This window comes from Salipiger sp. PrR007 (genome assembly GCF_010499845.1).
GTDB classification, from domain to species: Bacteria; Pseudomonadota; Alphaproteobacteria; order Rhodobacterales; family Rhodobacteraceae; genus Salipiger; species Salipiger pacificus_A.
Map to the genome: position 1 here is coordinate 192,549 of NZ_JAAGOZ010000017.1, position 14,384 is coordinate 206,932.

12 protein-coding genes are annotated in these 14,384 nt (G+C 68.6%); 2 read left to right on the top strand and 10 right to left on the bottom strand.

Features of this window, described 5'->3' with window-relative positions:
* Nucleotides 1-62: 62 nt before the first annotated feature.
* The 6 genes from G0Q01_RS07800 to G0Q01_RS07825 all read right to left on the bottom strand — a co-directional run bounded on the left by G0Q01_RS07800 (nucleotide 63) and on the right by G0Q01_RS07825 (nucleotide 6,267).
* On the bottom strand, nucleotides 63-539 hold the full coding sequence (locus G0Q01_RS07800; protein WP_108964128.1) for an Hsp20 family protein: 477 nt from the start codon (nucleotides 537-539) through the stop codon (nucleotides 63-65).
* Between the two features lie 150 nt (nucleotides 540-689).
* Nucleotides 690-1,475: a serine protease gene (locus G0Q01_RS07805; RefSeq protein WP_164213219.1), complete on the bottom strand. Its 786-nt coding sequence runs from the start codon at nucleotides 1,473-1,475 to the stop codon at nucleotides 690-692.
* Nucleotides 1,472-2,251: a serine protease gene (locus G0Q01_RS07810; RefSeq protein WP_370526689.1), complete on the bottom strand. Its 780-nt coding sequence runs from the start codon at nucleotides 2,249-2,251 to the stop codon at nucleotides 1,472-1,474. The genes G0Q01_RS07805 and G0Q01_RS07810 overlap by 4 nt, the downstream gene beginning before the upstream one ends.
* Nucleotides 2,252-2,330: 79 nt before the next feature.
* Nucleotides 2,331-3,623, bottom strand: a complete 1,293-nt coding sequence (gene glcF / locus G0Q01_RS07815; protein ID WP_164213220.1) for a glycolate oxidase subunit GlcF — start codon at nucleotides 3,621-3,623, stop codon at nucleotides 2,331-2,333.
* Between the two features lie 24 nt (nucleotides 3,624-3,647).
* Complete coding sequence (locus tag G0Q01_RS07820; RefSeq protein ID WP_164213221.1) at nucleotides 3,648-4,745, bottom strand: FAD-binding protein; 1,098 nt, start codon at nucleotides 4,743-4,745, stop codon at nucleotides 3,648-3,650.
* A gap of 73 nt (nucleotides 4,746-4,818) precedes the next feature.
* The gene (locus tag G0Q01_RS07825; protein ID WP_164213222.1) at nucleotides 4,819-6,267 is read right to left on the bottom strand and encodes an FAD-linked oxidase C-terminal domain-containing protein; all 1,449 of its coding nucleotides are present in this window, start codon (nucleotides 6,265-6,267) and stop codon (nucleotides 4,819-4,821) included.
* A gap of 132 nt (nucleotides 6,268-6,399) precedes the next feature.
* Here G0Q01_RS07825 and G0Q01_RS07830 point away from each other — a divergent pair, with 132 nt between their 5' ends.
* On the top strand, nucleotides 6,400-6,810 hold the full coding sequence (locus G0Q01_RS07830) for a CopD family protein (protein WP_164198586.1): 411 nt from the start codon (nucleotides 6,400-6,402) through the stop codon (nucleotides 6,808-6,810).
* A 2-nt stretch (nucleotides 6,811-6,812) separates the two neighbouring features.
* Nucleotides 6,813-7,517 (top strand): DUF599 domain-containing protein, encoded by a 705-nt coding sequence (locus G0Q01_RS07835; RefSeq protein WP_164213291.1) that lies wholly within the window; start codon nucleotides 6,813-6,815, stop codon nucleotides 7,515-7,517.
* A 76-nt stretch (nucleotides 7,518-7,593) separates the two neighbouring features.
* Here G0Q01_RS07835 and G0Q01_RS07840 read toward each other — a convergent pair whose 3' ends face one another.
* From G0Q01_RS07840 to G0Q01_RS07855, 4 genes are read right to left on the bottom strand one after another with little or no spacing between them, the layout of a single operon-like run.
* Nucleotides 7,594-9,636 (bottom strand): glutamine amidotransferase, encoded by a 2,043-nt coding sequence (locus G0Q01_RS07840; protein WP_164213223.1) that lies wholly within the window; start codon nucleotides 9,634-9,636, stop codon nucleotides 7,594-7,596.
* Between the two features lie 55 nt (nucleotides 9,637-9,691).
* Nucleotides 9,692-12,490, bottom strand: coding sequence for a DUF4159 domain-containing protein (locus tag G0Q01_RS07845; protein WP_164213224.1), 2,799 nt, complete (start codon nucleotides 12,488-12,490; stop codon nucleotides 9,692-9,694).
* On the bottom strand, nucleotides 12,487-13,365 hold the full coding sequence (locus tag G0Q01_RS07850; RefSeq protein WP_164213225.1) for a DUF58 domain-containing protein: 879 nt from the start codon (nucleotides 13,363-13,365) through the stop codon (nucleotides 12,487-12,489). Before G0Q01_RS07850 ends, G0Q01_RS07845 begins: the two co-directional genes overlap by 4 nt.
* Nucleotides 13,362-14,363 (bottom strand): MoxR family ATPase, encoded by a 1,002-nt coding sequence (locus tag G0Q01_RS07855; protein WP_108967409.1) that lies wholly within the window; start codon nucleotides 14,361-14,363, stop codon nucleotides 13,362-13,364. Before G0Q01_RS07855 ends, G0Q01_RS07850 begins: the two co-directional genes overlap by 4 nt.
* Nucleotides 14,364-14,384 lie beyond the last annotated feature (21 nt).

The following is a 14,384-nucleotide window of genomic DNA, read 5'->3' on the forward strand; positions in this document are numbered from 1 at the left end:
GCAAGACGCAAGAAGGGCCCCGCTGCGTCCAGCGGGGCCCTCGTCAGGTCAGGACGCGCCGGTCAGTTGACCGACTGCGAGTCGACCACGTCCTTCTCGATGGCCTTCGAGGCCTGCGGCTTGGCGATGGCGATCCGGCGCGGTTTCAGCGCTTCGGGGATCTCGCGGCGCAGATCAATGTGCAGCATGCCGTTCTCATGCGTTGCGCCCTCGACCCGGACGTGATCGGCAAGCGTGAAGCGGCGTTCGAAGGCGCGCGTGGCGATGCCGCGGTGCAGGTAGGTGCGGCCTTCGCTGTCTTCGGATTTCTTGGCAGAGACCACCAGCGCGTGCTCTTTCACCTCGACCGAAAGGTCCTCGTCGGCGAAGCCGGCCACGGCGATGGAGATGCGGTAGGCATCATCGGCGGTCTTCTCGATGTTGTAGGGGGGGTAGCTGGGCTGGGCCACGTCGCTGGCCAGCACCCGGTCCATCATGTCGGCGATCTGGTCGAAGCCGACCGTGGCGCGATAGAGCGGGGCAAGATCGAAATGTCGCATGGGAATCCTCCATTGAGCGAAACGTGCGATAGCTTTGTGCTGCGCCTTTCCATCCGGAACAGGCGCGGGGTTGATCCAGGGCCCTGTCTCAGGCACCCCGGTAACGCTCAGATGGGGAGGGATTTTTGCGCTTTCAAGAGGGCAGCGATCTCAAGGTTTCACGAAGCGCGCGCCGGTGCCGTCGCGCCCGCCGCCGACGGTGATGCGCCGCGCGCCGGCGCTGGCCACCGGGCGGGCGGCGTCAACGCGCAGCCGTGCCGCCAGGTCGGGCACCAGCGCCGCGATCCCCGGCCCGTAGGCCGCACCGCCGCCGCTCGAGGAGATCACCGAGAGGATCCGCAGCCGCCCGTTCTCACGCAGGAAGACCGGCGCGCCGGAGCTGCCGAAGGTCACGTCACAGTCAAAGCCGAGGATGCCGTCGGCGAAATGCCCGGTGACCGCGCAGGAGGGCTCGCGCGAGAGCACGTCTTCGCGGCCCTTGCCATAGCTGAGCACGGTGACCTCGCTGCCCTCGGGCGCATGCTGCAGGAGGCGGAAGGGATCGGCCTCGGCGCTGGTGATCGGCGCCTCGAGCTTGAGCAGCGCGACGTCGACCGCGACGGTCTCATGGGTCGGCCGCGGGCGCTGGACGTAGGCGGGCGGGGTGACCCAGCGGCGCACCCGCTGCGCCACGATCTCGGTGCCGCGCGCGTACCCGGCGCGAAAGGTCAGGCTCTCGGGCGGGCGTGGCGTGCCGTCCGGGGTGTAGACGCAGTGGGCGGCGGTCAGCACGATGTCCGGGGCAATGAGCGCGCCGGTGCAAAAGGCGCCCTTGCCGTCGAGACGCCCCACGGCCTCCCAGCCGAGCAGGTCGCCGCGCCCGTCGATCACGTCGAAATTCGCCTGAGCCCATGCCACCCCCGGCAGCAGCAAGAGAAGGGCGAAAACCCCCCTCATGGTTTGATGAACTTCGCGCCGGTGTCGCGCCGGGTGCCCGCGACGAGCGGGTTGAGCACGATGTCTTCCTCGAGCGCGCCGCGCAGTTTGGCAAGCGGGCCCGAAAGGCCGGTGGCCAGCGAGACCGGCGCGCCGCCGGCCTCGGCCTTGGCCGAGATGACTGAAACGATGCGCGGCGCGCCGCCCTCGAACGAGAAAACCGGCGAGCCGGAGCTGCCGAAATCCACCGTGCAGTCGAGCACCAGCATGCCCTCCTGTCGGTCAAGCACGCCGCAATAGTCCTGCAAGGCAGGAGCTTCCGATCGGTCATGTGCATAGGAGACGACGCCCAACTCGTCCCCTGCCTCGGGGAAGGGGCCGAGGCTGAAGGGCGCGATGGCGCTGTTGCGGATCGGCAGCTGCAGCTCGATCACCGCGAGGTCGCTGCGGACCCGCTCGGGGCTGGCCGGGGCCTTGAAGTCGTAACTGTCGAGCGAAAGTGCCCGGCGCACGCGGCGGTAGGCAGCGGCGCGGCCGTTGCGCCATCCGGCGAGGAACTGGATCTGCTCCACCGGCACCCGCGCGCCGCTCTGCGAGTCGAACAGGCAATGCGCTGCGGTGAGCACGAGGTCCGGCGCGATCAGTGCGCCGGTGCAGAAGGCCTTGCCGCCGATTTCCAGCCGCCCGACCGCCTCCCAGCCGCGCCCGTCCTCGCGGCTTTCCATGGAAAACAGGCTACCCTGCGCGAAAGCTGGCGCGGCCAGCAGCGCGGCGAGCAGCGCAATGAGGTATCTCACGCAAATGACTCCCTGTTCGCCCGCCTACGCTAGGGCGCGTCTGGGGCGAAATTGGGGCGCTTGCAGAGAGTCTATGGGGTCAGTCCATCGCCTTGAGTGCGCGCGGTCTTGGCCCGCCGGTGGCCCAGTCGAGCAGCTCGACGGTGTGCACCACCGGCAGCCCGGTGCCCGAGCCGATCTGCATCATGCAGCCGATGTTGCCCGCCGCGATGAGCTTTGGCGCCTTGGCCTCGAGCGTCTGCACCTTGCGGTCGCGCAGCTGTTTCGAGATCTCGGGCTGCAGCAGGTTGTAAGTGCCGGCGCTGCCGCAGCAAAGGTGGCTGTCGGCGGGCTCGACCACCTCGAAACCGGCGCGCTTGAGCAAATCCTTGGGTGCGGCTTTCACCTTCTGGCCGTGCTGCAGCGAGCAGGCGGCGTGATAGGCGACGCGCAGACCCTTCGGCGCGCCTTGCGGGATCTCGAGATCGCGCAGCAGCTCGCTGATGTCCATCGCCTTGGCCGAGACCTGCGCCGCTGCCTCCGCGAGCGGCGAGCTGCGGAACATGTGGCCGTAGTCCTTCACCGTGGTGCCGCAGCCCGAGGTGTTGATGACGATGGCGTCGAGGCCCTCGCCCTCCATCTCGGCCATCCAGGCGTGGATATTGGCCTCGGCCGAGCCATGCGCCTCCTTCTCACGCCCCATGTGGTGGGTGAGCGCGCCGCAGCAGCCGGCGCCCTTGGCCACGACCACCTCGCAGCCGAGCCGCCGCAGCAGGCGGATGGTGGCGTCGTTGATGTCGGTGTTCAGCGCCTTCTGCGCGCAGCCGGTCATCAGCGCCACGCGCTTGCGCTTAGTGGAGGTGGGCGCAAAGCTCTGCGGATCGTCGTTGCGGCTCACCGGCGGGATGCGCTTGGGCGCCATCTGCAGCATCGCCTTCAGCCGCGGGTCCGGCAGCAGCCCGGCAAAGGGACGGCCCAGCTTCGCCAGCGCCAGCGCGACGCGGAAGCGCATCGGGTGCGGGATGATCTGCGCCAGCGTCCAGCGCAGCGCCCGGTCGTGCCAGCGGCGGGTGTAGTTTTTCTCGATATAGGCCCGCGCATGGTCCACGAGGTGCATGTAATGCACGCCCGAGGGGCAGGTGGTCATGCACGACAGGCACGAGAGGCACCGGTCGATATGCTTCACGGTCTTGGCGTCCGGCACGCGCTCGTTCTCGAGCATGTCCTTGATCAGGTAGATGCGTCCGCGCGGGCTGTCGAGCTCGTCGCCCAGCACTTGGTAGGTGGGGCAGGTGGCGGTGCAAAAGCCGCAATGCACGCAGGAACGCAGGATCTCGTTGGCCCGCTGCGTACCCGGATCGCGGAGCTGGTCGGGGGTGAAGGTGGTCTGCATGTCTTGGTCCTCAGCTCGCTCGGGTCACGCCATCAGCCCGGGGTTCAGCACGCCGCGCGGATCGAAGCGGCGGCGCAGCCCTTCGCTGAGGGCGGCGACGGGGGCGGGATCGGGATGGAAGGCGGGCGTGCCGCCGGTGCCGCGCACCCGTGTGGCATGGCCGGCAAAGGCGCCGAGCCGGGCGCGGGCGTCTGTGCCTTCGGGCAGCAGCGCCCAGAGCAGCCCGCCGCCCCAGTCGTAGAGCAGCGCCTCGGCACGCAGCCGCGCGGCCAGCTCCGGCGCGTCCGAGGGCTTGCAGGAAATCCGCCAGACGTCCCCGGCGCGGCCCTGAAGGGCAGCCACATCGCGCACGGCGGCCCATAGGTCGGCGACCGCGGCGGGATCGGTCTCCTCGGTGATCTCGCGTCCCGGGAAGAGCGCCTTGAGCTGTTCCAGCCGGTAGGCGACCGAGCGCGCGAAGCCCTCGATGCGCAGCAGCGTGGTGCGCGCCGCCGGATCATGCGCCGCGCCAGTGACATCGTAGGGCGATCCGAGCGCCGCCGCCATCGCCGCCACCGCCTCGGCATCCGAAAGCCCGTGCAGCACCAGCGTGGCCGCAGCCTCGGGCTTCGGCAGAACCTTGAAGCTCACCTCGGTCAGCACCCCGAGCGTGCCATGGCTGCCGGCCATCAGCTTGACGAGATCGTAGCCGGTGACGTTCTTCATCACCCGCCCGCCGTTCGACACCACGGTGCCCGCGCCATCGACGAAACGCACGCCCAAAAGGAAGTCGCGGCAGGCGCCCGACGCGATGCGCCGGGGCCCCGAGGCATTGGCCGCCACGATCCCACCCAGCGTGCTTTCGCCCTGCGTGCCCAGAAGGCCACGCATGTCCGGCACCTCGAAGGCGAGTCGTTGGGCCTCGGCGTCGAGCGCGGCCTCCACCTCCGAAAGCGGGGTACCCGCCTTGGCCACCAGCGTCAAAGCGCCCGGCTCGTAAAGCGTGATGCCCGACAGCCCGCCGGCTTCCAGAAGGTCTCCCTCTGCAGTGCCAATGGCGCGGGTGCCGCCACCTTGGATCGACAGGGCTCCACTTGCGCCTAGGATCGCTTCGGCCAGCTGTTTTTCGGTTTCTGGTCTCATGCCACTTCGTCTGGATGAAAATATCTCAGGGGAGCGGGGGCTGGCCCCCGCTTGGTGATGCGTGCGGCCGGTCTCACTCCTCAGCGATCGCGTCACCGCGTCGCGCCTCTGAGGCGTCCAGCGGGAACACCTTTGCCGGGTTCAGCAGCCACTGCGGATCGAAAACGTCCTTCACCGCCATCTGCGCCTCGAGATCGGCGGGCCGGTATTGCGTGTGCATGAGGTCGCGTTTCTCGATTCCCACGCCGTGCTCGCCGGTCAAGCAGCCGCCGACCTCGACGCAGAGCTTGAGGATCTCTGCCCCGAAGCGCTCGCAGAGCTCGAGCTGGCCTTCCTCGTTGGCGTTGAAGAGGATCAGCGGGTGCATGTTGCCGTCGCCGGCGTGGAAGACATTGGCGACCTTCAGGCCGAACTCCTCCGACATCTCGCCGATCCGACGCAGCACGTGGGGCAGGGAGGAGACGGGAATCGTGCCGTCGAGGCACATGTAGTCGTTGATCTGCCCCATGGCGCCGAAGGCGGACTTGCGGCCGAGCCAGATGCGGCCCGCCTCGTCCTCGTCGCGCGCCTCGCGCAGCTCGACCGGATTGTGGCGCTTCGCAATTTCGACGATTTTCTCGAGCTGTTCGGCGATCTCGGCCTCCGAGCCCTCGACCTCGACGATCAGCAGCGCCTCGCACATGGGGTAGCCCGCGTGGGCAAAAGCCTCGCAGGCCTCGATGCAGGGGCGGTCCATGAACTCGATCGCCACCGGCAGCACGCCGGCCTTAATGATGTCCGACACGCATTCCCCCGCGACTTCGTTGGCGGCAAAGCCCATCAGCACCGGCCTTGCGCCCTCGGGCTTGCGCAGGATGCGCAGCGTTGCCTCGGTGACCACGCCAAGCTGGCCCTCGGAGCCGCAGATCACGCCGAGCAGGTCGAGCCCCGGCGCGTCGAGATGCGCGCCGCCAAGCTCGATCACCGTGCCGTCCATCAGCACCATGGTCACGCCCATGAGGTTGTTGGTCGTCACCCCGTACTTCAGGCAATGCGCGCCACCCGAATTCATCGCGATATTGCCGGCGATGGCGCAGGCGAGCTGCGACGAGGGATCGGGGGCGTAGAAGAAGTCTTCCTCGGCCACCGCGCCGCTGACCGAGAGGTTGGTGCGACCGGTCTGCACGCGGATGAAGCGGTTGGCGTAATCCGTCTCGAGCACGCGGTTCATCTTCGCGACGCCGAGGATCACGCTGTCGGCCGTGGGCAATGCGCCGCCGGCGAGCGAGGTGCCGGAGCCGCGCGGCACCACGGGAACGCCTTCCTCGTGGCAGATTTTCAGCACGGCCGAGACCTCTTCGGTCGAGGCGGGCAAGACCGCGCAGAGCGGCGGGCAACGGTAGGCGGTGAGCGCGTCGCATTCATAGGCGCGGGTCTCGGACAGATCCGAGATCACAGCGCTGGCGGGCAAGACCTCCCTCAGCCGCGCGACGATCTGGTCCTTGCGCGCGAGGATGCTTGCATCGGGGGCTGGCATCTGCATCGGGGTCTCCTCCTCGAATTGGTAAACTCATATAACCAATTTGCGCGGGGGCCAAGCATTTTTGCCATGGTGGCGCGCGTGCGGTGCCTGCGGATCTTGCGCGAGGCAGGAGAATGATAACAGGTGGCCCTCATGACTTGGCTGAAGATCATTCACATTCTTTGCGTCATGGGGTGGATGACCTCCATCTTCGCCGTGCCGCGCGCGCTCATCTACTGGAAACGCGACTTCGCGAAGACCGGTGAGTTCGGGCCCCTCGGAGACCTGACCTACCGGCTCTACCGCTTCTCGGCGGGGCTGGCTGTGATCGCGGCAATCACCGGGCTCTGGCTCGGGGTGCTCTGGGGCTTCCCGGCCTGGCTGCACGCCAAGATCGCCCTCGTGGTGCTGCTGGCGGCGCATTATGTCTGGACCGGCGTGCTGGTCGGTCGGGCCAAACGCGGCACGTTCCGCGAGTCGGACATGTTCCTGCGCATATTCAACGAGATCAGCGTGGTGGGCACGATCGCCATCCTGTGGCTGGTCGTGGCCAAGCCGTTCTGACCATGCTGCCCTCGCTCGATCCCTTCTATTACTTCACGCCGCTCGATCTGGCGGGGGTGGTGCTGCTGGTGGTCAGCTGGCTTGCCTGTTCGTGGCTGATCGAGCATCCGCCGGCGCGCCGCCCTTCGGTCTCGGTGCTGATGGCGCGCTACCGGCGGCACTGGATGAAACACTTCGTCACCCGCCAGCCGCGCATCTTCGATTCGAGCATCATCGGCAGCCTGCGGCAAAGCACGGCCTTCTTCGCTTCGACCTCGATGATCGCCATCGGCGGGATTTTCGCATTGCTGGGCAACCCGGACCGGGTGCGCGGCGTGGCCGACGACCTTTCGGTGGGGGGCGATGCGCCCACGATCGTCTGGGAGGCGAAGCTGCTGCTGATCCTTGCCTTCGCCGCCAATGCCTTTTTGAAATTCGTCTGGTCGAACCGGCTCTTCGGCTATTGCTCGGTGATGATGGGGGCGGTGCCGAACGACGAGAGCACCATCGCCTATACCCGCGCCGCGAAAGCAGCCGAGATCAACATCCTCGCGGCGCGCAGCTACAACCGGGGCCTGCGCTCGGTCTACTTCGGCATCGGCTCGACCGCCTGGCTGCTGGGCTCGATCCCGCTGCTGATCGCGGTGGTGATCACGATCTCGGTGATCCTGCGGCGTGAATTCACCTCTCAGTCGCGCGAGGTGCTGCTGGCCAGCGAGGAGGGCTGAGGCGGGCGCTTTTCCCTTCAAAGGGAAGGGTTGTTCCCCGTCCGAGCCTGAGAGCAGCCGACCTGCCAGCCCTGGCTCAGCGCCGCCCCTCGCGCAGCCACGCCCCGACGATGAAGCCCGCCGCCAGCAGCAGTGTCAGCCAAGGCGGCAACAGCGGGATGCGGGTGACATCCATCGTCTCGAAGGCCTCGCGCGGGGTGATCCCGAGCCAGCCGCGGCCCGCGGCGGGGCGCCCGGCACCGACCGCGCGAATGGTCGGCAGCCCCTCTTCGATCCGCGCCTCTCCGCCGCGCAGCGAGGCGACGACCGGTTCCAGCGCCCCGCCGTCGGCGATGGTCTGCTCGAACTCGCGCGGGGCGGCAGGGCCGAGGCCGATCACCGATTCCTGGTCGCCCTCCTTCAGCCGGTAGAGGCCGATTTCCGGCCCGTCGTATTCCGCTTCGAAGCGGCCCGGCGAGACCTCTTTCAGGGAGACGCTGTCTTCGGTTCCATCTGGACGGGTCACGGTGACCGCGCCCACGCCCTCCTCCAGGGTGCGGCGGATGATGCGCATGCGCTGGCCCGTGGCCTCGGCCCAGAGAGCTTCTTCCTCGAGCTCAGGCTCCTTCATCATCCAATGCGCCAACCGTCGCAGCAGGTCGAGCTGCGGGCCGCCGCCTTCGAAGCCGCGCGACCAGAGCCAGGCCTGATCCGAGGCGATGAGTGCCACGCGCCCTTCGCCGATCCGGTCGAGTACCAGCAGCGGCTTGTCCTCGGCGCCGGTCATCAGGACCTCGGCGCTGTCGTTTGGCTGCACCTCGACCTGGCGCATCCATCGGCCCCAGCTATCCTCTGCGGTGAGACCGGCGGTGACCGGGTGTCGCTGTCCGAGGTCGGTTACCGTGGGCCGATAGCCGCGGTCGATGACCCGGGCGGTGGGCTCTGCGGGCAGGATCTCGGACAGGGGTGAGCGATAGATGGAATCGGCGCTGGCGAAATCGGGACCGGCGGCAACCAGCACGGCGCCCCCATTCTCGACGTAGTTGCGCACGTTCTCGAGGTAGATCGCTGGCAGGATGCCGCGCCGTTTGTAGCGGTCGAAGATGATCAAATCGAAATCCTCGATCTTCTCGAGGAAGAGCTCGCGGGTGGGAAAGGCGATGAGCGAGAGCTCGGTGACGGGCACGCCGTCCTGCTTTTCGGGCGGGCGCAAGATGGTGAAGTGAACGAGATCGACGGAGCTGTCGGACTTCAGCAGGTTGCGCCAGGTGCGGCTGCCGGCATGGGGTTCGCCCGAGACCAGCAACACGCGCAGCCGGTCTCGCACGCCGTTGATCTGCACCAGCGCGGTGTTGTTGCGGTCGGTGAGTTCGGCCTCGCCTTCGGGGGTGGTGAACTGGATCACGTTGAGCCCGCCATGCGGCAGGGTCACCGGAAGCTCAATGTCCTGGCCGAGCGGCACGCGGTAGCTGTCAGGCTCGCCGCCATCGATCGAGATCCGCAGCTCGGTCTCGCGCTCTTGCGGGGCGGCACCATCATCCTCGATCCGCAGGGTGAGGGTCACCGGCTCGCCGAGGATCGCAAAGGCCGGGGCATTCTTGACGATGAGGCGGCGGTCCCAGTCGGTGTCATGCCCGGTCAGCAGAAGGTGCATGGGCGCGGGGAGCGATGGCGCGCGTTCGAGGTCGTGCAGCCGCCCGTCTGACAGCAGGAAGATGCCCGCGACGCGGCCGCGCGGCTCTTCGGCGAGGGCCCCGGACAAGGCGGTCATCAGCAACGTGCCGCTGTCGCCCTCGCCGTCGGGTACGGTGATGCGGCGCACCTCGGTGTTCGGCCGCGCCGCGAGCCGCGCCTCGAGCGCGTCGGCGGTCTCGGAGGTGGTCTCGAGCCGGTCGCCGAGGCGCTGCGAGGCGCTCTGGTCCTCGAGCAGCAGCACGATGTCGGAGAGCGGCGCGCGGTCCTCTTCCTGGAACGAGGGCTGGGTCAGAGCTGCCACCAGCACGAAGCCGGCGAAGAAGCGCAGCGCCCAGCCGGGCATGCCGCGCCAGAGCGCCAGCGCCACGGAGGCCAGGGCCACGGCCCCCAGCGCCCAGATCACGGGCCAGGGCAGGAGCGGGTCAAAGACGATTTCGCCGGTCATTCGGGGAGTCCGTTGCTTGGGCCGGTCGTTGTCGTGCCGGGTCTTGTGCCGCCGGTCATTGGCCGAGCCTGTCGAGCAGCGCGGGCACGTGGACCTGGTCGGATTTGTAGTTGCCGGTCAGCACGTGCATCACCAGGTTGACCCCGAAGCGGTAGGCGATCTCGCGCTGGCGCTCGCCGGCAAAGCCCGAGCCGATGCGCACCTGCGGGTTGCCGCGGTTGTCCACCGCCCAGGCTCCGGCCCAGTCATTGCCACCGATCACCACCGGAGTGACATTGTCGTTGAGGTTGCGGAAGGGCATGCCCTCGACCAGCTCGGCGTCGGGCGGGGCGGCCTCGACCCAGACGTCGCGGCTTGTGTATCGGCCGGGGAAATCCTGCAGCAGGTAGAAGGTGCGGGTGAGCACGTGGTCCTGCGGCAGCGGCTCCAGCGGCGGGATGTCGAGCGGGGCTGCCAGCTCGCGCAGTTTGCGGCCCTCGGGCGAGGCGGCGCCGAACCCCGCCACATCGGCATCGCGGGTGTCGAAGAGGATCATTCCGCCCGAGCGCAGGTACTCGTTGAGCTTGGCGTAGGCGGCGGGTGAGGGGGTCGGCTGCGACGGGGTGATCGGCCAGTAGAGCAGGGGGAAAAAGGCCAGCTCGTCGCTCTCGAGGTTCACCGCCATCGGCTCGGCGGGTTCGACAGAGGTGCGATAATAGAGCGTTTCCGACAGACCGCGCAGGCCGTTCTGCGCCAAATCGTCGAGCTGCGCGTCGCCGGTGACCACATGCGCGAGGGTGACCTCGGCGGTGGCGGCCTCGGCAAAGGCGTCGGTTTCGGTCGGGGGCGTGGAGGACACGTCCTGCGCCTGGGCCGTACCGGGGGCGGCGAGCGGGCCGAGCGCAAGGGCCAGAAGCACGGCGGCCGCGCTGGGGCGTGCGCCGCGCAGCCGGCCCGAGAGTGCCAGCGAGGCGATCACATCTGCCAGAAGCAGCGCAATGGCGAGCGCCAGAAGCCAGCCGGCGAGCGGCGTTTCCTGCGGGCGGGTCAGACCCTCGACCGGAACGGTGTCGGGCCATGTGGCGGGCTGCAGCACCCGGTCCGCGGTCACCACGTTCCGCGCAAGACTGCGTTCCTCGCCCTGGTAGAGGCCGGGCCGCAGTTCTGGGCCGAGATCGGCGGTCAGCAACGCCTCGCCGGGCACGCCCGGCAGGGTGCCGGCATCGACCACCGCGCCGAAGCCATCGAGCACGCGGATCGGTTGCCAGATGGTGCCGGCAAGCTCCTCGGGTTCGGGGGCGGCAGGCATGGCCGAGATTGCCAGCCGCTCGAGCATCTGCACGAAGAGCCCCGAGAGCGGCAGGCTCGACCATTCGGCGTTGGCGGTGACGTGGAACAGCACGACCTGCCCCTGGCCAACCCGTTTGCGGGTGACCAGCGGCGTGCCGTCGCTGAGTTGGGCAATGACCCGGTCGGCGAGCGTGGGGTCGGGCTGAGCCATGATCTGGCTGGTCACGGTGACGTCCTCGGGAACGGCCAGACCTTCGAAGGGGCTGCCGGCGGGGAAGGGCGCAAGGGATTTCGGCTCGCCCCAGCTCATGGCGCCGCCGACCGAGCGGCCACCGGCACGCAGGCGCACCGGCATCAGCGGGTCCTCGCGGTCGCGCGAGACATCGGACGCGGCAAGCCGTGGCCCGGCGAAGCGCAGCAGCGTGCCACCTTTTTCGAGCCAGGCGGCCACGCCTTCTTCCTCACCGGGGCCGAGTGTCGCCACATCGGCCAGCACGATGACATCGGGGTTCGCGGGCAGCACCTCGGTCAGCGCGCCGTCCAGAAGATCGACATCCTCTTCCAAAGCCTTGTGAAGGTAGTAGAGCGGCGAGAGCAGCTCGAGTCCCTCCCGGTTCTCGTTCCCGGCGATCAGCGCGACCTCGCGGCGGCGCAGGCTGTCGTCGGGCAGGCTGACCGCCCCGGCGCTGCGGGCGCCGTCGATCTCGAAGCGGGTGATGCGGGCGCGCAGCTCGGCGGGCAGCGAGAGGTCCAGCGCGCCCTCCGCCGCGCCCTCGGCAAAGGTCAGCGGCGCGCGGACCAGCACGGTGGGGTTCCCCGCCGGATCGAGCCCGTGCGCGGCAATCGAGATCTCGCGTTCGGCCCCGGCATGCAGGCGACGGGCGGTCAGCTGCACGTGGCCGTCCGCGAAGGCGGGCGGCAGCAGGGCGGTGAGGTTGCGCGGGCTTTCGAAGACCGTGACCTGCCCGTGATCCATGAGCGCGTTGAGCAGCGGATTGCGGCTGTCGCGGGCAAGCCCGTCGGACATCCAGTAGCTGTCAAAATCGCCTGCGGGCAACATCGACAGGGCGCGGGTCACATCGGCCTCGCCGGGCTCCCAGGGCTCGGGTTGCAACCCGCTGAGGCGGGCGCGCAGCACGGCGGCCTGCTGGAACTGGGGTACCTCGGGTTCGGTCAGCCGGAGCACGGCGACCGGGCGTGCCTCGCGTTCGGCACGGGAGAGCAGCGCATCGAGCGCCACCTGCCGCGCGCGCCAGTCCGCGGCAGAGGACCAGCTTGCATCCATCACCACCAAGAGCGGGCCGGTGCCGGCGGCGTCTGCCTCGTCTTCGGGATTGAGGATCGGACCGGCAAGGCCGATGATCACCGCGGCCACCGCCAGCAGGCGCAGCAGCAGCAGCCACCAGGGAGTGCGGTCGGTGACCTGGTCGTCGTCCTTGAGGCCAAGCAGCAGCACCACGCCGGGAAACAGCCGACGGATCGGCGCCGGGGGCACGGCGCGCAGGATCACCCAGAGCACCGGCAACGCCAGCAATCCAAGCAGCAGCCAGGGGGCGGTGAAGCCCAGGGGGCCGAGAACCGTCATCCGTGCCCTCCGTCCATCGCGCGGTAGACCCAGAGCAAGGCGTTCTGCGCGCTGTCATTGGTATGATGGCACAGAAATTGCCAACCCGTTAACCGAGAGAGGTGGCCAAGCCGCGCTTTTCGCTCGGCGAGGCGTTCGAGATAGCGTTCGCGCAGGTCGCCCGCCTTCAGCGTCTCATGCGCCAAGGTCTTGCCGACACTTTCGAAAATCGTGCGGCCCTTGAAGGGAAAGCTTTCTTCCGAAGGGTCAAGAACCTGGAGCAGAACCCCGCGCACGCCGCGGTCGGCGGCCTTGGTCAGCGCGGCTTCCATGGGGGCGATATCGCCGAGGAAATCCGACACGAACATGGCCCGCGCATGGGGGATCATGCCGCGCGCCTCGGGCTCGGAGTAGTCCTCCTCGTCATCCTTGGTCAGCGCTTCGGCGAGGCGCAAGATCTGAATGTCGCCGTTGCGCGGCGGCAGCGACCAGCCAGTGAAGCCCACCCGCTCGCCGCCACGGATCAGCAGGATCGAGGCGGCGAGCGCGACCAGCCGCGCGCGGTCGCCCTTGGTCGGCAAGTCCTTGTGCGAGGAGAAGCGCATCGAGGCACCGCTATCGACCCAGAGCTGCACACTCTGTGCGATCTGCCATTCACGCTCGCGCACAAATTGGTCGTCGCCGCGGCCGGAGCGGCGCCAGTCGATCGAGCGGTAGGTGTCGCCCGGGCGCAGCGGGCGGTATTGCCAGAAGTCGTCGCCGAGCCCCGAGCGCCGCCGCCCGTGCTCGCCCAAGAGGACGGTGCCCGCAAGCTGTTCGGCGCGGGCCAGCAGGGCCGGGAAACGGGTGGCCTCTTCCTGCGCGCTCTTGCGGAGCTGGGCGACAGGGCTGATCAAGCGGCCGCCTCGGAGGGTTCGAGCGCGCCGCAGACCTCGTCGATGATGCCGCCCAGATCCTCACCGCGGGCGCGGGCCGAGAAGGTCAACGCCATGCGGTGCACCAGCACCGGGCGGGCCATGTCCATCACGTCCTCTGGCGAGGGGGCGAGCCGGCCCTGCAGCAGGGCGCGGGCGCGCACGGTCAGCATCAGCGCCTGTGCGGCGCGCGGGCCAGGCCCCCAGGCGACGGTGTCGCGCACGCGCGCGGAAGAGGATGGATCCGCAGGGCGGAAAGCGCGCACCAGATCGAGGATCATCTCGACCACCGCGTCGCCCACGGGCATGCGGCGCAGCAGGTGCTGCGCGGCCATCAGCGTGGCAGGATCGAAGACCTGATGCGCCTGTGCCTCCTCGGTGCCTGTGGTGGCCAGCAGGATGTCCTTTTCCGTCTTGCGATCGGGGTAAGCCACGTCGATCTGCACGAGGAAGCGGTCGAGCTGCGCCTCGGGCAGCGGGTAGGTGCCCTCCTGCTCGATCGGGTTCTGCGTGGCCAGCACGTGGAACGGCAGCTCGAGCGTGCGGGTCTCACCGCCAATGGTCACCGATTTCTCCTGCATTGCCTGCAGAAGTGCCGACTGGGTGCGGGGCGAGGCGCGGTTGATCTCGTCGGCCATCAAGAGCTGGCAGAAGATCGGGCCGGGCAGGAACTTGAAGGCGCGGCTGCCGTCGGTGGCGGTTTCCAGCACCTCGGAGCCGAGGATGTCGGCGGGCATCAGGTCGGGGGTGAACTGCACGCGGTTGCCGTTCAGGCCCATGACCGTCGACAGCGTCTCGACCAGCCGGGTCTTGCCGAGACCGGGCAGACCGATGAGCAGCGCATGGCCCCCGCAGAGCAGGGCGGCTAGGGTCAGGTCGACGACCCGTTCCTGCCCGATGAAGCGCCGGGTGATCGCCGACTTGGCTTCGGCGAGCTTTTCTTCCAGCGCCTCGATCTCGGCGACCAGGTCTTCGGACATGGGGGAGACTCCCTTGCGTAA